The 17,103-nt window shown below is 63.8% G+C and carries 13 protein-coding genes; 4 read left to right on the top strand and 9 right to left on the bottom strand.

The window, feature by feature from the left end; translation table 11 throughout:
• The first annotated feature begins 26 nt into the window (after positions 1 to 26).
• Together C0606_01630 and C0606_01625 are read left to right on the top strand one after the other, a co-directional pair.
• On the top strand, positions 27 to 1,448 hold the full coding sequence (locus C0606_01630) for a DEAD/DEAH box helicase (GenBank protein ID PLX39260.1): 1,422 nt from the start codon (positions 27 to 29) through the stop codon (positions 1,446 to 1,448).
• Between the two features lie 126 nt (positions 1,449 to 1,574).
• Entirely contained in the window at positions 1,575 to 2,633 is a 1,059-nt protein-coding gene (locus C0606_01625; protein ID PLX39259.1) for a GGDEF domain-containing protein, read from the top strand.
• Positions 2,634 to 2,746: 113 nt separating this feature from the next.
• Here the strand turns inward: C0606_01625 and sufA are convergent, their stop codons facing one another.
• The 7 genes from sufA to C0606_01590 are packed head-to-tail and all read right to left on the bottom strand — an operon-like array spanning position 2,747 to position 9,640.
• Positions 2,747 to 3,109, bottom strand: coding sequence for a Fe-S cluster assembly scaffold SufA (gene sufA, locus C0606_01620; GenBank protein PLX39650.1), 363 nt, complete (start codon positions 3,107 to 3,109; stop codon positions 2,747 to 2,749).
• Between the two features lie 36 nt (positions 3,110 to 3,145).
• On the bottom strand, positions 3,146 to 3,589 hold the full coding sequence (locus C0606_01615; GenBank protein PLX39258.1) for an SUF system Fe-S cluster assembly protein: 444 nt from the start codon (positions 3,587 to 3,589) through the stop codon (positions 3,146 to 3,148).
• A gap of 10 nt (positions 3,590 to 3,599) precedes the next feature.
• Positions 3,600 to 4,850 (bottom strand): cysteine desulfurase, encoded by a 1,251-nt coding sequence (locus C0606_01610; GenBank protein ID PLX39257.1) that lies wholly within the window; start codon positions 4,848 to 4,850, stop codon positions 3,600 to 3,602.
• A complete protein-coding gene (gene sufD, locus C0606_01605) occupies positions 4,847 to 6,283 on the bottom strand; it encodes a Fe-S cluster assembly protein SufD (protein PLX39256.1) in 1,437 nt (478 codons plus the stop codon). Before sufD ends, C0606_01610 begins: the two co-directional genes overlap by 4 nt.
• On the bottom strand, positions 6,186 to 6,932 hold the full coding sequence (gene sufC, locus C0606_01600; protein ID PLX39255.1) for a Fe-S cluster assembly ATPase SufC: 747 nt from the start codon (positions 6,930 to 6,932) through the stop codon (positions 6,186 to 6,188). The genes sufD and sufC overlap by 98 nt, the downstream gene beginning before the upstream one ends.
• Before the next feature lie 48 nt (positions 6,933 to 6,980).
• Positions 6,981 to 8,447 (bottom strand): Fe-S cluster assembly protein SufB, encoded by a 1,467-nt coding sequence (locus C0606_01595; protein ID PLX39254.1) that lies wholly within the window; start codon positions 8,445 to 8,447, stop codon positions 6,981 to 6,983.
• 29 nt (positions 8,448 to 8,476) lie between these two features.
• Complete coding sequence (locus tag C0606_01590; protein ID PLX39253.1) at positions 8,477 to 9,640, bottom strand: cysteine desulfurase; 1,164 nt, start codon at positions 9,638 to 9,640, stop codon at positions 8,477 to 8,479.
• Between the two features lie 300 nt (positions 9,641 to 9,940).
• Between C0606_01590 and C0606_01585 the strand changes: the two genes are divergently transcribed.
• On the top strand, positions 9,941 to 10,597 hold the full coding sequence (locus C0606_01585) for an alpha/beta hydrolase (protein ID PLX39252.1): 657 nt from the start codon (positions 9,941 to 9,943) through the stop codon (positions 10,595 to 10,597).
• A gap of 82 nt (positions 10,598 to 10,679) precedes the next feature.
• Here C0606_01585 and C0606_01580 read toward each other — a convergent pair whose 3' ends face one another.
• Complete coding sequence (locus tag C0606_01580) at positions 10,680 to 11,783, bottom strand: anhydro-N-acetylmuramic acid kinase (protein ID PLX39251.1); 1,104 nt, start codon at positions 11,781 to 11,783, stop codon at positions 10,680 to 10,682.
• Positions 11,784 to 11,870: 87 nt separating this feature from the next.
• On the opposite strand from C0606_01580, the gene C0606_01575 reads away from it, so the two are divergent.
• Positions 11,871 to 13,124, top strand: a complete 1,254-nt coding sequence (locus tag C0606_01575) for a tyrosine--tRNA ligase (GenBank protein ID PLX39250.1) — start codon at positions 11,871 to 11,873, stop codon at positions 13,122 to 13,124.
• A gap of 442 nt (positions 13,125 to 13,566) precedes the next feature.
• Here the strand turns inward: C0606_01575 and C0606_01570 are convergent, their stop codons facing one another.
• Positions 13,567 to 16,893 carry a hypothetical protein gene (locus C0606_01570; GenBank protein ID PLX39249.1) on the bottom strand — a complete coding sequence of 1,109 codons (3,327 nt, stop codon included), beginning with the start codon at positions 16,891 to 16,893 and terminating at the stop codon, positions 13,567 to 13,569.
• Positions 16,894 to 17,103 lie beyond the last annotated feature (210 nt).

Raw genomic sequence — 17,103 nt, 5'->3', positions numbered from 1 at the left:
AACACGGCGAGCGATCGGCGAACTGAATGAGCTTTGCTTCTCTAGGATTGAGCGAAAAAGTCCTGTCGGCTGTTGAGGCGACGGGCTACACCACCCCTACTCCGATTCAGGAAGAGGCCATCCCACACGTCCTCGCACGGCGAGACGTACTTGGCCTTGCCCAGACCGGCACCGGCAAGACGGCGGGCTTCACCCTGCCGATGCTGACGTTGCTGGAGAAGGGCCGCGCGCGGGCCCGCATGCCGCGAACGCTGATTCTTGAGCCGACACGGGAACTTGCGGCTCAGGTGGAAGAATCCTTCGGGCGCTACGGCGTCAATCACAAGCTGACCGTCGCGCTGCTTATCGGTGGCGTTTCGTTCGACGACCAGGATCGCAAGCTCGACCGCGGCGCCGATGTGGTGATCGCGACACCGGGGCGCCTGCTCGACCATTTCGAGCGCGGCAAGCTGTTGTTGAGCGCGATTGAAATTCTCGTCATCGACGAAGCCGACCGGATGCTCGACATGGGCTTCATTCCGGACATCGAGCGTATCTGCAAGCTGATCCCGTTCACCCGGCAGACGCTGTTCTTCTCGGCGACGATGCCGCCGGAGATTCAGGGACTGGCCGATCAGTTCCTGCATAATCCGGCCCGCGTCGAGGTGTCGCGGCGGTCATCGACCGCCGAAACGGTGACCCAACGCCTGATCGCGTCGGGCTCGCAGCCGCACGACAAGCGCGAAGTCCTGCGCAACCTGATCCGTTCCGCCGAAGAGCTGCAGAACGCAATCGTCTTCTGCAATCGCAAGCGCGACGTGGCGACGGTTGCCCGCTCGCTGCAGCGGCACGGCTTCAATGCCGGCGCCTTGCACGGCGACATGGACCAGCGTGCCCGCATGCAAACGCTGGAGAGCTTCCGCAACGGCACCGTGACCGTGCTCGTCGCCAGCGACGTCGCGGCGCGCGGGCTCGATATTCCGGCCGTCAGCCACGTGTTCAACTACGACGTTCCGACGCATTCTGAAGACTATGTGCACCGCATCGGACGCACCGGACGCGCCGGCCGCGCAGGCACAGCGATCTCGATCGCAACTAAATCCGACGAAAAGTATGTCGCCGGAATCGAGAAATTGATCGACACGAAGATCGTGTGGATGGGCGAGATTCCTGCTACCGAAGAGGGTGAGGAAGAAAAGCCGCAACGCCGTGCTCGCGGCGGAAAAAGCCGTTCGAGCAGGGATCGCCGCAGCAAGGAACCGGCCGAAGCTTCCGTTGCGGAAGATACAAAGCCGAAGGAATCCGCGGAGTCCAAGCCGAAAAGAAGCGAGCCTCGCAGCGGAGGAAAAAAATCTCGCTCTTCCGGGCGTTCCACAGAAAAATCATCCAATCGCGAACCCAAGGTTGTGGGAATGGGCGACCATGTTCCCGCGTTTCTGCTGCGCTCCGTGCGCCCTCAGGAGAATTAATTTCCCTTTCCGGCTCCGGACTTAACCCGCCGTTAAATAGGTGAATCTACAGTCGAGGGGTATTCACGACATCCCTCGCGACGCCTCATTTCGAGTAAGGGGTTTACCGGCGGCCGGAGCGTTTAGATGAGCCACACAGACGAGTTCAAGCGGACTATTTCGTTCGGTGAAAAAGCGATCAACCAGATTAAGCGGAACGCCCAGCCGGCGTTCCCGCGCAATTACGAGTTCTGGTACACCTACTCCGCCGGTTTCAACAACAAGCTCAACAAGGCCGTCAACGACGCGCTCCGCACCAAGGGGCAGCTCGATACCGAGGAAGTCGACAAGCTCTACGAGCAGTTCCTTTCGCCGCACCGCATCAGCGACCGCATCGACGAAGTCGGCTCTCAGCTTTCCGACGAAATCAGCCAGGTCGTGAGCATGATTGAAGCCTCGCTTGGCTCGGCGAGCGATTTCCGGACCTCTCTCGAGGGTGCCAACGACGAACTGTCGCAGACCACCGACAAGGACCGCATCCACCAGATCGTCAAGTCGCTGATCGTTGCCTCGCGCGAAAACGAAGACTCGAATGCGCAGCTCGAACGCCAGCTCGAGGATTCGCGTCGGCAGATCGACGAGCTGAAGAACAGCCTCGAGACCATCCGCTTCGAGTCCCTGACCGACGAGCTGACCACGCTCGGCAATCGCAAGCATTTCGATCAGTCGCTGGAGCGTGCGGTCGAGAAGTACAAGAACGAAGACGTACCGTTCGCGCTTCTGATGACCGACATCGACAATTTCAAGAAGTTCAACGACACCTATGGTCACCAGACCGGCGACCAGGTGCTTCGGCTGGTCGCACTGGCGGTCAAGCAGAACGTCAAGGGTCAAGACATCCCGTGCCGTTACGGCGGCGAGGAATTCGCGGTGATCCTGCCGAACACCAACCTTGAGCAGGCGACCACGGTTGCCGATCACATCCGCCAGGCGGTGATGGCCAAGGAACTGGTCAAGCGCTCGACGGGCGAATGCCTCGGCCGGGTGACGATCTCAATTGGTGTCGCGACCTACCACGGCGGAGAAACCACCGGCGATCTAATCGAGCGGACGGACGCGTGCCTCTATACGGGCAAACGCACCGGACGCAACAAGGTCGTCAATGAAGAAAACCCGGATTTCCGTCAGGGTCACAAGGTCGCCTGAGGCGCCCTCTTCCGCTCTTCTTTCCCAGCAAAGCGCGTATTGTCGCCTTCCGGCCCTGCTGGAGGGTTTTGCGTGTTTGGCGTGCTTCCCGCCATCCAACGCGCATGGTGGTGTCAGCCGTTCAGCGCGGACATATCGACGGCGTGGAGCTCTACGGACTCACCACAGCCGCAGGCGGACGTCTGATTCGGGTTGTTGAACACGAAGCCCGAGCGCAGCTTGGTTTCCTCGTAGTCCATCTGGGTGCCGAGCAGGAACAGCACCGCCTTGGAGTCGACGAAGACAGTCACGCCGTCGGTGTCGATGCGGTCATCTCCGGGAACGGCTTCCTCGACCAGCTCCATCGTGTAGGCCATGCCGGCACAGCCGGAGTTCTTTACACCGATGCGCAGGCCGGCGACGGGCTCATCGGCATTGGCAACAAGGTCGCGCACCCTCTCGGCAGCGGCCGGGGTCAGCGATATCACGGAAGGCAACGGACGGGCGGAAGTCATGACAGCGCGTCTCCTTGATCAGTAATAGAAGTCGAGCATCAGGCGGGCTTCGTCAGACATGCGGTCCGCCGTCCAGGGCGGATCGAAGACCATGTCGACGGTCACCTGATTGATGCCGGCAACGGCACTGACCGCATTCTGCACCCAACCCGGCATTTCGCCGGCAACCGGGCATCCAGGCGCGGTCAGCGTCATTTCGATCTGGACGTTGCGGTCGTCGTCGACATCGACCTTGTAGATCAGACCGAGTTCGTAAATATCGGCCGGGATCTCCGGGTCGTAGATGCTTTTCAGCGCCATGCGGATGTCGTGCGTCAACCGCTCCAACTCGGCTTCAGGAATCGCCGATCCGGTCTGGCCGAACTCGGTGTTGACGACGCCGAGGCGGTCCTCGCCAATGTCTGCAGTTCCGCTTTCGGTATCGGCCGCATGCGGCTCGTCGGTCCTGATATCTTCGGTCATCGCGTATCTCTCAGGCAAAGAATTCACTGGCTTTCTCGATCGCTTCCGCCAACCGGTCGACTTCGTCGAGCGTGTTGTAGAGGCCGAACGAGGCGCGGCAGGTCGAAGTAACGCCGAAGCGCGTAAGAAGCGGTTGGGCGCAGTGGGTTCCGGCACGCACCGCGACGCCGGAACGGTCCATCACCGTCGAGATGTCGTGCGCGTGCGCGCCCTTGATCTCGAACGAGATGATCGCGCCCTTGCCCGGCGCGTTGCCGATGATGCGAACGCTGTTCATCGGCGCGAGGCGTTCGTGGGCATAAACCTTCAACCGCTCTTCGTGGGCGGCGATGCGTTCACGGCCAAGCGCCTCGACGTAGTCGATGGCTGCCGCCAGACCGATCGCCTGCACGATCGGCGGCGTACCGGCCTCGAAGCGGTGCGGCAGGCCGGCATAGGTGATGCGGTCCTCGCTCACTTCGCCGACCATTTCGCCACCGCCGAGATAGGGCGGCATGTTGGCGAGCAGCGCCTTCTTGCCATACAGCACGCCGATACCGGTCGGACCGTAGAGCTTGTGGCCGGTGAAGGCGTAGAAGTCGCAGTCGAGGTCCTGCACGTCGACCGGCATGTGCACAGCCGCCTGGCTGCCATCGACCAGCACTGGAATGCCGCGCTCATGCGCGATCCGGCAGATTTCCTTGATTGGAACGACGGTGCCGGTGACGTTCGACATATGCGTGATGGCGACCATCTTCGTGCGTTCGGTGAGCGTCGCCTCGAAGGCCTCGATGGTCAGCGAGCCGTCTTCCTCGACCGGCACCCATTTCAGCACGGCGCCGCGGCGTTCGCGGTGGAAATGCCAGGGCACGATGTTGGAGTGGTGCTCGAGCTGGGTGATGACGATCTCATCGCCCTCGCCCAGCTGCGTGCCGCCGAACGACTGCGCCACCAGATTGATCGCCTCGGTCGATCCCCGAGTGAAGACGATCTCATCCGACGATGCGGCGTTGATGAAGCGGCGCACGGTCTCGCGCGCGTTCTCGAAATTCTCGGTCGCCAGGTTCGACAGGAAATGCAGGCCGCGGTGAACGTTGCTGTATTCCTGGCTATAGGCAGTGGAGATCGCGTCGATCACCGACTGCGGCTTCTGCGCCGAGGCGCCGTTGTCGAGATAAACGAGCGGCTTGCCGTAAACCTCGCGGGCGAGGATCGGGAAATCGCGCCGCACGGCTTCGACGTCATAGAGATCGGCGGTCTTCAGGGCCGTTTCGGCGCTCATCGTCCTGCCTCCCGCTCGGTCAGCCAGCGCTCGGCCTGCGCCTTGAGCGGCTCGGCAAGCGCCTCGTCGCCAATCGCCTCGATGACCTCGGCGAGATAAGCGTTGACCAGCATGGCTTCGGCGAGCTGGCGCGGGATGCCGCGCGCCATCAGGTAGAACAGCGCCTCCTCGTCGACCTCGCCCGAGGTCGAGCCGTGCGCGCATTGCACGTCGTCAGCGTAGATCTCGAGTTCCGGCTTGGAGACGGCTTCGCAGTCTTCCGACAAGAGCAGCGCGCGGGCCATCATGCGGCCATCGGTGTGCTGCGCGTCGGGGCGAACGATGATCTGGCCCTGAAAGACACCCTTCGCCTCGTCGTTCAGCACGGTCTTGAAGACTTCCGTGCTGTTGCAACCGGGCACAGCGTGATCGACGACCAGCGTGGTGTCGGCGTGCTGGCGCTTGTGGGCAAGGGTAACGCCGCGCATGTTCGCCTCGCCGCCCTCGCCGGCAAAGGCAAGGAACACCTGGGCACGCGAAACCGCCGCGCCATAGGCAAAAGCGGTGTAGTCAAAGCGGGCGTCGGCGGCCATCTCGACGGCAAGGCTCGACAGGTGCAGCGCGGCCTCGCCCTCGTCCTGGCGCTTCACATAGGCGATGTCGGCACCCTCGCCGACGATCAGTTCGCAAGCCGCATCAACCTGATAGGTCGAATTCGCAGGACCGGAGAAGGTCTCGATGATGCGCGCCTTGGCGCCCTTTTCGGCGACGATCAGATGGCGCGGGTAGCAGGCGACCGGTTCGGCGCCCGAGACGATGTGGACGATCTCGACCGCGGTCGCGACCTCGGCGCCCCCGGCGATGTTCAGCAGTGCACCGTCCTGCATGAAGGCGGTGTTGAGGCCGACGGCTGCGTCATCGGCGGGCTTTGCGAGCGTGCCGATGCGCGCGGTCATCGCGTCGCCGGCGGCGAGCGCGTCGGCCAGCGACATCATGCTGACACCTTCGGGCATCGCGTCGCCCAGGCTCGGCACCACATGGCCGTCGACCATGACGATGCGGCAGCGCGCGGCCTCGCCCCACGACGGCGCGGCGTCGAGCGCGGTCTTCGCGGTCGCGTCGTCTGCGGGCGCGGCCAGCGGCGGCACATCGCGCATGACCTGCTTCAGGTCGGTGTATTTGTAGGCCTCGACGCGGCGATGCGGCAGGCCGTTGCGGGCGAGCGCATCGGCGGCGGTCGCGCGCAGGGACTTGAGCGGCCCGGCGGCGTCGACGGCAGCCGCGGCGCGCGCAATCAGCGCTTCCTCGGCCGGCGTCCTGACAGTGTTCGGCTTGACGGTCATGTCGTCTTTCCCGTTACGCGGCGTCGACGTAGTCGGCGTAGCCCTTGGCTTCGAGCTCGTGGGCCAGTTCCTTGCCGCCAGTCGCGACGATGCGGCCCTTCGACAGCACATGCACCACGTCCGGCACGATGTGGTTCAACAGACGCTGGTAGTGCGTGATGACGAGGAACGAGCGCTCCGGCGAGCGCAGCGTGTTGACGCCTTCGGACACGATCTTCAGCGCGTCGATGTCGAGGCCGGAGTCGGTCTCATCGAGGATCGCCAGCGTCGGCTGCAGCAGCGCCATCTGCAGGATCTCGACGCGCTTTTTCTCACCGCCCGAGAAACCGACATTGAGCGGCCGGCGCAGCATTTCCTGCGACACTTTAAGAAGCGCCGACTTCTCCCTGACATATTTCAGGAAATCAGGTGTCGACATTTCGTCCTCGCCGCGCGCCTTGCGCTGCGAGTTCACCGCCGCCTTGAGGAACGCCATGGTGGCGACGCCGGGGATTTCGATCGGGTACTGGAAGGCCAGGAACACACCGGCGGCGGCGCGTTCGGCAGCGTCCAGCTCGAACAGGTTCTTGCCGTTGAACGTCACCTCGCCTTCGGTGATGTCGTAGTCTTCCTTGCCAGCCAGCACGTAGGACAGCGTCGACTTGCCGGAGCCGTTCGGGCCCATGATCGCATGGGTCTCGCCCGCCTTGATGGTCAGGTCGATGCCCTTGAGGATTTCGTTGCCGTCGACGGCGACGTGGAGGTTCTTGATTTCGAGCATGGTCTTCAGTCTCTCGTACTTAAGGGTGCGTTCGGGTTCGGCTGCCGGTTACCCGACGCTTCCTTCGAGTGAAATGCCGATCAGTTTCTGGCTTTCGATGGCGAATTCCATCGGCAGGTGCTGGATGACTTCCTTGACGAAGCCGTTGACGATGAGCGCGATTGCCTCTTCCTCGGGGATGCCGCGGGCAAGGCAGTAGAACAGCTGCTCCTCGGAGATCTTCGAGGTGGTCGCCTCGTGCTCGAACACGGCGCTCGCCGCCTTGGTCTCGATATAGGGCACGGTGTGGGCGGCGCATTTGTCGCCGATCAGCAGCGAGTCGCACTGAGTGTAGTTGCGCGCGTTCTGTGCCCGCTTGTGGGCCGAGACGAGGCCGCGATAGGTGTTCGACGAGTGCCCGGCCGAGATGCCCTTCGAAATGATGCGGCTCGACGAGTTGCGGCCGAGATGGATCATCTTGGTGCCGGTGTCGGCCTGCTGGCGACCGTTGGTGATGGCGATCGAATAGAACTCGCCGACCGAGTCCTCGCCGCGCAGCACACAGCTCGGGTATTTCCAGGTGATCGCCGAACCGGTCTCGACCTGGGTCCAGGAAATCTTCGAGCGCGGCCCGCGACAGTCGCCACGCTTGGTGACGAAGTTGTAGATGCCGCCCTTGCCGTCCTTGTCGCCCGGGTACCAGTTCTGCACCGTCGAGTACTTGATCTCGGCGTCATCGAGCGCGATCAGCTCGACGACCGCCGCGTGGAGCTGGTTCTCGTCGCGCTGCGGCGCCGTGCAGCCCTCCAGATAGGAGACGTAGGAGCCCTTGTCGGCGATGATCAGGGTGCGCTCGAACTGGCCGGTGTTCTTGGCGTTGATGCGGAAATAGGTCGACAGCTCCATCGGGCAGCGCACGCCCTCGGGCACGTAGACGAACGAGCCGTCTGAGAACACGGCGGAATTCAGCGTAGCGTAGAAATTGTCGGTCGTCGGCACGACGGAGCCGAGATATTTCTTCACCAGTTCGGGATGGGTCTGCACCGCTTCGGAGATCGGGCAGAAGATGACGCCCGCCTCATGCAGTTTTTCCTTGAAGGTGGTGACGACTGAAACCGAGTCGAACACCGCATCGACCGCGACATTCGACTGGGCGCCCTCGACACCGGCGAGGATTTCCTGCTCCTTCAGCGGAATGCCGAGCTTGGCATAGGTCTCGAGCAGCTCCGGATCGACCTCGTCGAGCGACTTCGGGCCTTCCTTCTTCTTCGGCGCGGCGTAGTAGTAGAGGTCTTCGAAGTCGACCGGCGGATAGCCGAGCTTGGCCCAGTCCGGCTCTTCCATGGTGCGCCAGCGGCGATAGGCGTCGAGACGCCATTCGAGCAGCCATTCGGGCTCGTTTTTCTTGGCGGAAATGAAGCGGACCACGTCCTCGTTCAGGCCCTTGGGCGCGAACTCGGACTCGATATCGGTCACGAAGCCGTATTTGTATCGCTCCAGTTCAGCGACCTGATCGACGGTTTCCTTGACGGCCATGTCGTCTTCACTCCTTCTCGTCGGCGCCCTCAGGCAACCTGACGCTCATTCTTCGCGTTACGGGCAGTGCGCCAGCGCCGGTCCACGTCACGCCATGCTGTGCAAAAAGCATCTATGTCGGCTTCGTCACTCGTCCAGCCAAGACTGACGCGAATACCGGCGGTGGTGATGTCTGTCGGAAGGCCCATCGCGGTCAAAACGTGCGAGGCACGCACCTTGCCCGACGAACACGCGGCACCGGCGCTGACGGCTACTCCGGCGAGGTCGAGCATCATTACGACGGTCTCGGCCTTCATGCCCGGCAGGGCGATCGAGGCGGTGTTGGTCAGGCGTTCCGGCGGTCGCAGCACGACAGGCGCCACATTGCCATCCGGTCCCAGCCCGATGACAAACTCTTCGAGGCGATCGCGCAGACGGGCGATGCGGCCCCACTCGGCAAAGCCTGCAAGCGCGGCCTCGGCAGCGGCGCCAAAGCCCGCGATCCCGGCGAGGTTTTCCGTGCCAGCGCGCCGATTGCGCTCCTGGCCGCCTCCGACCTGGCGCGGTGCGATATCGAAACCGGAGCGCAGGACGAGCGCGCCAACGCCTTTCGGCCCGCCGATCTTGTGGGCGGAGATCGACATCATGTCGACGCCGAGTGCATCGAGCGTCAGCGGCACCTTGCCGAGCGCCTGGACGGCATCGCAGTGGCTTGTGGCGCCGTGGGCGCGGGCAAGGTCGGCGACCTGCGCCACCGGCTGCAGCGTGCCGATTTCGTTGTTGGCGGCCATGACGGAGACAAGCGTGCGCCTGCCCTCACCTGTCTCGAGCAGCTTTTCGAGAGCGGCGAGATCGACACGGCCGGCGGTGTCGACAGGAATTTCGACCACTTCGGCGGCGCCCGAACGAGCCGCGCCAAGCACGGATTCGTGCTCGACAGCGGAAATAATGATGCGGTCGTAGAGGTCCGGGCGGACGGCGAGCGCGTTAGCTTCCGTGCCGCCGCTGGTGAAGGTCACCCGGTCGGACGCAGCGCCGGCGAGGCGCGCGACCTTGTCGCGGGCGGTCGCAAGCGTCATCGCCGCCGCGCGGCCCTCGGCATGAACGGAGGAAGGATTCCCCGCCACCGACAGAGCAGCGATCATCGCGTCACGTGCCTCGGGCCGTAACGGTGCGCTCGCATTCCAGTCGAGATAGTGGCGGTTTCCGCTCACGCGGGGGCTCCTCACAGTCGGGACCCCGTAAGCGGAAGGCGAATATCAAGCCTCTCCCAGAAACTCGCTGCTTGTGATCAGCCGCACTTCTGGTAAGAAACACCATTCAGAGCACGAGAGTGCTCCGTGGAAGATTTCGCGCTTCAGCCTGGCCGGGGTCAAGGTCCGGTCGGACCGAATTGTCCATAGAAAGTTTCTAGGGAGCACCTATATCCAAGTCAAGGATATCACGTAGAATGAAATTGCCCGGCGACTTCGTTCGCCGCGAGGCATCAGCCAGCAAAAGAGACCAATAAACTCATGCCGGAAGTCATCTTCAATGGCCCGGCGGGCCGTCTGGAAGGGCGGTTCCAGCCCGCCAAGAAGCGCAACGCACCGATTGCCATCATCCTGCATCCGCACCCGCAGTTCGGCGGCACGATGAACAACCAGATCATCTACCAGCTGTACTACATGTTCGTGCAGCGCGAATTCGCCGTGCTGCGGTTCAATTTCCGCGGCGTCGGGCGCAGTCAGGGCACGTTCGATCACGGTTCTGGCGAATTGTCGGATGCGGCCGCCGCGCTCGATTGGGTGCAGACGTTGCACACCGACGCCCGCGCCTGCTGGATCGCAGGCTTCTCGTTCGGCGCCTGGATCGGCATGCAGCTGCTGATGCGCCGGCCGGAAGTCGAGGGCTTCATCTCGATCGCCCCGCCTGCGAATCTGCACGATTTCTCGTTCCTGGCGCCCTGCCCGTCGTCCGGCCTGATCGTCCATGGCGACCGCGACAAGGTGGTGCCGCTGAAGGACGTTCAGACGCTTGTCGACAAGCTGAAGACGCAAAAAGGCATCGTCATCGATCAGGTGATCGTGCCGGGCGCCAACCACTTCTTCGAAAGCCATGTCGACGAGCTGATCAGCACCTGCTCGGACTACCTCGACCGCCGTCTGGCGATGGTCGAGGAAGAAGCCTGACAGCAGCACAGCGGCAATTCTGAAATACGGAGCGGTCGGGCGAAAACGTCCGGCCGTTTTGATTCCGGAAGCCGGTTTGGTGTTACGGCTGCGCGATGATCCCGCCCGTCAGCGGCTCTGATACGCCGGTGGTGCCGGGATAGCTGATCGGCATCATCAACAGCCGCCGCACGGCCATGAAGGCAAAGGCCTGCGCCTCGATCGCGTCGCCATCGAAGCCGAGTTCCTCGGCCGCGACGACAGGTTCGGCAATCCGTTCGCCAAGCCGTTCCATCAGGAACGCGTTGTGCCGGCCGCCACCGCACACCACCCAGCGTTTCGGCTCCTGCGGGAAATGCCGGCTCGCAGCGGCAATCGATTCGACCGTGAAATCGACCAGAGTGCGCGCGCCATCGGCGACGGACAGGCCGTCGAGGGCGGCGATATCGAAATGGTTGCGGTCAAGCGACTTCGGCGGCGCCAGCTCGAAATAGGGATCGGCCATCAGCGCTTTCAGCGTCTTTGTGGCAATCGGTGCGCCGGAACGGGCCGTTTCGCCGTTTTCGTCGCGTGCCGCGCCGCTATGCCGCAGCATCCAGTCGTCGATCAACGCGTTGCCGGGGCCGGTGTCGAAGGCGAGCAGCGCGCCGTCCTCGGCGATGAAGGTGACATTCGCGACGCCGCCGACATTGAGGAAGACGGCGGGCACGTCTCCGGCCTTCTTCGCCAGCGCGCCATGATAGACAGGGGCGAGCGGCGCCCCCTCACCGCCCGCCGCGACATCGGCGTAGCGCAGGTCGTAGACGACCGGGATACCGAGCGCGTGTGCGAGCGCCTTGCCACAGCCCAATTGCACGGTCAGCCCACGGGCGGGATCGTGAAACACGGTCTGTCCGTGGAAGCCGATGATATCCACCGTCCGACGCGCCACGCCATGCTCGGCGAGAAAGGCCTCCACGGCGCGGCGATGGCACTCCGTCACCAGCTGTTCGGCCTCGTCGAGCGGCGCCGGCCGGTCGTTGCGGTCCGTCAGCTTCGTGGCGCGATCGAGGGCTTCACGCAGCATCGCGCGATCGCTTTCGTCGTAAGGCTGAAAGCTTGCCGGCCCGAAGGTAGTGATTTCTTCGCCATCGGTCTCTATAAGCGCCACATCAACGCCATCCATGGAGGTCCCGCTCATCAGTCCGATTGCGCGGAAGGTTGGCATGCTGAGGACTCCATGGTGACAACGACCGTCCGGCCACGCTAGAAGCTGCGGCGGCGAACAGACTGACTATAGAGGACAAACGGGACGATGACCGCATTTCAGTCCGACTTTCTCAAGACGCTTTCCGAGCGGGGCTACATCCACCAGTGCTCCGACGGCGAAGGTCTCGACGCGACCCTGGGCAAGGAAACGGTCACCGCCTATATCGGATTCGACTGCACGGCGCCTAGCCTGCATGTCGGCTCGCTCGTCCAGATCATGATGCTGCGCCATTTGCAGAAGAGCGGCCACCGGCCGATCGTGCTGATGGGCGGCGGCACCACGCGGGTCGGCGACCCCTCCGGCAAGGACGAGTCGCGCAAGCTGTTGAGCGGCGAGGAGATCGACGCCAACAAGGCCGGCATCAGGAAGGTCTTCGAATCCTTCCTGACCTTCGGCGACGGGCCGAGCGACGCGATCATGATCGACAATGCCGACTGGCTGCTCGGCCTGCACTACGTCGACTTCCTGCGCGAGATCGGCCGCCACATCTCGGTCAACCAGATGATCCAGCGCGAGTCGGTCAAGCTGCGGCTCGAGCGCGAGCAGCACCTTTCCTTCCTCGAATTCAACTACATGGTCCTGCAGGCCTACGATTTCGTGGAGCTGAACCGGCGCACCGGCTGCCGGCTGCAGATGGGCGGCTCCGACCAGTGGGGCAACATCCTGTCGGGCATCGATCTCGGCCGCCGCGTTGTCGGCGCCGAACTGTTCGCGCTGACTTCGCCGCTGATCACGCTCGCCTCGGGCGCCAAGATGGGCAAGACGGCGAGCGGTGCCGTCTGGCTCAACGCCGACATGAAGAGCCCCTACGAGTATTGGCAGTTCTGGCGCAACACCGAGGACGCCGATGTCGGCCGCTTCCTGAAGCTCTTCACCGAACTGTCGCTCGACGAAATCGCCCGCCTCGAAGCGCTCGACGGCGCGGATATCAACGAGGCGAAGAAGGTGCTGGCCAACGAGGCAACGGCGATGCTGCATGGCCGCGCCGCCGCTGAAGAAGCAGCCGATGCCGCCCGCAAGACGTTCGAGGAAGGCGCCCTTGCCGACGCGCTTCCGACCGTTGAGATCGCTCGCGACACGCTCGCCGAAGGGCTCGGCGTTCTGGCTGCCTTCGTGCATGCCGATCTCGTCAAGTCGAACGGCGAGGCGCGCCGTCAGGTGCGTGGCGGCGGACTGCGCGTCAACGACACGGCGGTCAGCGACGAGCGGGCAAGCATCGGTCTCGATGACGTCAATGCCGACGGTGTTATCAAGCTCTCGCTCGGCAAGAAGCGGCACGTGCTCCTGCGCGTCGTCTGACGGGCATTGCGGCGGGAGACGCCTCCCGCGCTCACTGCCGTCCAGCGAAATGTTCTGCCATACCGGCAACTGTTTGCCGTTTTGATAGGTGCCGCAGACCCCGGTTCACGGCCGGGGTGACGGGGGAGCGCACGGAGAAAGTCCGCGCCTTCCAACCCATTCCGACATGCCGCGCGCCACCCCCTCTCCTGCGTCATCCTCCGGCTTGACCGGAGGATCGGGTGGCGGCGAATACGGCAGCAGCGGGGTCAGAAAAAGCGCATCGCCGGCACTGGTCCAGAACCTCATCAGCAATCGTGTTGAAAGCGATCCTCCGGTCAAGCCGGAGGATGACGCGGAGTGAGATTGGAAAGGTAGCGAGTGGCGAGCCACGTCAGGCGCGGAGCATGCCTTACTAGTACGACCGACTCCACCAGCGCGCTAGGCGCCTGCAAAGCGTCCCCTACCGGTACTCGAAAATCTTGCGGAAGATGCCCGGCGCCACGGCGGAGACCGGGTTCGACACGACACGCGCATTGGCGATCGTGCCCTCGACCTTGAAGGTAATGCCGATCAGGCCGCCATCGCTGCCGCCACCGACGACCTCGCCAAGCAGCGGAATGCGGCCGAACAGATTGTTGATGCCGTAGGCCGGCACCATCGTGCCGGTCATGTCGACGCGCTGGTTCTTGAGGTTGATCGCCCCGCGCACGGTGCCGCCGACGGCAGCACCGCGCAGAACGCCTTCGCCGACCTTCAGTAGGTCGCCGTTCTTGCTGAAGGTCACATCGAGCTTGTCGAAGGTGGCGCTGCCGGTCTTGACCGCCTTTTGCGGGATGACACGGGCGCCCTCCTTGGCATTCGAGCTGTCCTGCGTGCGCTTGAGGATTTCCCGCAGGCCCGGATCCTCGGCAATGGCGAATTTGGCGATCTGCAGCTTGCCGGCGGCACGCCCCGTACCGACAAGCACCGCGTCCAGCAGCCCCTGCCCGCCGCGCATGCGGGTGTAGAGGTCGAGGAAGCGAAGCGTGTAGCCCATATTGCTCGTCGCCATGCGCAGGTTGCGCTTGCCGCCGTCGGGACGAATGCTGGCGCGCAACCGGTCCGAGGCGCCAATAGTGCCAGAAAAATCAAAGCGCGCCGTGTGACCGCCGGCCTGCGTGAGGTCGAGGGTGACGCTCGACAGGCTGGCGTCGTTGAGGCCAATGATGCGCCCGACCGATGCCTTGATGCTCAGATCGGTGGTGTCGCCGTCATTGCCGCCACCGCTGCCGAGCATGAAACGTATGATCGGTCGGCCATCCAGCGTGTCGGCGGTGAGACGAATGGAGAAACCGTTGCCGACCCGGGTCAGGGTCAGGCGCGCGTCCTTGGTCGCTCCGGCCCTGAGCTTGTCGATCTTGGCCGACTGGATGGCCCCCGCCTTGTCGATCCGGGCCGAGCCTTCGATTGCGAGGCCGTCGGCACGGACAATCAGCTTGGTCACGTCGGTACCACTCTCGGCCTCGGCAAGAGTCAGTTCGGCGGAGCCGCGCTGGCCGGCCTTCTTCACCCATTCAAGACCTGGAATGGCGACACGGGCCGAAGTCAGATCGACACGAAGGGTGCGGTGCTTGTCGTTCGGACCGCTGTCGATGGCAACACTGATCGGCCCCTCCAGAAGCGGCGCGAGGTCGATGCCACGCTTCTTGCGCTCCGCATCGGTCAGCACCAGCGTGATGCCGCGGCGGGCGGCGGCTTCAGACCCGTCAAGCGGTTCGATGAGGTCGACATCGGCGTCCAGGCCGTCGAATTTCGCCCGGCCGGAGACCTGAGCGAGTTGCGGATCGAGCTTGACCGTCAGATTGGCATTACTGACGCTCTGCCCGCGGATCGGCGCCTTCGAGGCGAAGTCGGACAGGTTGGCGACAAACCGCCAGTCGATGTCGTCGAGTTCGACATCCTTGACCAGCGGGATCCGTGTATCGAGCGACCCATCGACCGCCCCGGTGAGATCGGTGGGCTTCACGCCTACGCGCTTCAGTGCGGAAATCGGCTTTGCGGCGACCAGTTCGCCGATAGCCGGCGCGTCACCTGCGATCCTGAACGACAGGTCGCCGTCCTTGCCGGGCGGGCGAACGTCGGCGACGAAGAACCGGATGTCGGAAATGTCGGCTTTGCGCCCGGCGGCTGTCTTTGCTGAGGCCGTGGCCGCCGTCATCTCGAACTCGCCCCCGAGCAGCCGCCCCTTGGAAAGCGGTATCCGCACTGGCGGGAGGTCGCCGACGGTTCTTAAAACCGCATTCTCGACCTTGAACGCAATGTCCATTGCGTCGTCCGGCCAGCCATATGTGGCCGGATCGCCGTCCATTTCCTCCGGGCCAAGCGCGATGACCGCCTGACCGCTGACGGTCTCGGCGTCGATCAGATTGTCCATGATCCAGCGCCGCACGGGTTTTGCGGCAAAACCCGGCCACAGGCGCTTGGCGAGCAGACCGGATATCGGCTCGACGTTGAAGGCGAGCGCCAGCGACGGCCCGGCCGGCCCGATGCCGGCGGATCCGGCCGCCGCGAATACCCTGCGGCCACCGACATAGATGTCGCCCCGTTCGACCGCAAGAAAACGGCGGCTGCCGCTGATCCGTCCCTCGACGACAATGCGCTCGATATCAACCGGCGGGCCGTCCTCGTCGCGCGGCTTGAGCACCATATCGGTGATCTCGATGCCGAACCGCCAACGGTCGATGGCATCCGGCGAGGTCGCCTTCAGCGATCCGGCAAAGCGGAAGCGGGTTTCGCCGAACTCCGCGACCGAGGGTTCGATGCGGAACGCCTTCGCCTTCCGATCCCAGTTGACGACGACGCGCGCTTCGTCGAGCAACGCCACCTCATCGTCGCCGACCGACAGAAGCCCGGCGCCGATCACCACTTCGGCATGCGCGTCGGCGATTTCGTTCTCGGGACTGAAAACCACCTCGACATCGGGATAAAGCGGAATATGCGCGATCGGAACGCCGGAGAGAGCTTCCGGAGCGGGGATGAAATCGGCGGGCGCCAGTTGCGTGCCCTTGAGGGTCAGGACGTCCGCGCCATTCTCACCGGGGGTGAAAGCGGCGCTCACGTCCCAGCGCCCGGCCTGACCATCCGCCGACGCCTCAACAGACAGGACCTTCTTTTCCGCATCGAACGCGGCAACGAGGGCGATATTACTCCAGAATCGGCGATCCGTGGTGCCGGCGCCAAATGTCAGCGCGACCTCGCCATCCTCGATGCGCAGGCGCTCGAGTCCGCGTTCGATCGCCGTGCGGCGGATCGTACGCAGGAGCTGGCTGGCCAAGGCGAAACTGTCCTCGGCATCCTGTGCGGTCGCGGCATCGGCACCGCCGGGGGCGACGGGCAGACGGAAATGCGGTGTGCGGACGACGATGGTCGACGGCGACAGTTGTGCACCGGCGAGATCAGCGGGCGTCACGCTCATGTCGAGGCTTGGGACGGCTATCCTGAGGCCGCTTTCGGGCGAAACGATATGGACGTCGGCAACGGTGACGACAAAGCCCTCGTCAGACGCCCAGCGCAGCGAAACCTCGCTGACATCGACCGAAGCGCCATCGCCCAGGGATGCCGCGACCCGCTCACGCAGATGATCGCGCATGAAGTCGAGCGAAACCGAGCCGGAAGACAACCTCCAGGCGAGCAGAAGCAGTGCGACCGCGGCTATCGCAGCGAGAATCGCCGCGACGCGCAAACCGACACCCAAGACGGTTTTCAGCCGAGCCCGGTGACGACCGGATCCCTGGGAGAAAAGCTTCATCCCCGGCTCATGCCCTCCATTTACGGGACGTTCTTGTTTCGAGGCATTCCGCCAATGCCTTTCGGGCTCATCCATGCCACTCGGCCTTGCATGGTGCCGCTCTGCTTTCCCCGCGCATCGGCCATACCCTTGACCGACCCGCTTCGCGTCCCTTCATAACCGTGATAATCGGGTGTATCCCCGAAGGCAAACACGGCTTGCGAAAGGCTC

This window comes from Hyphomicrobiales bacterium (assembly GCA_002869065.1).
GTDB lineage: Bacteria > Pseudomonadota > Alphaproteobacteria > Rhizobiales > Rhodobiaceae > Rhodobium.
This window is presented reverse-complemented; position numbering and strand designations above follow the sequence as displayed.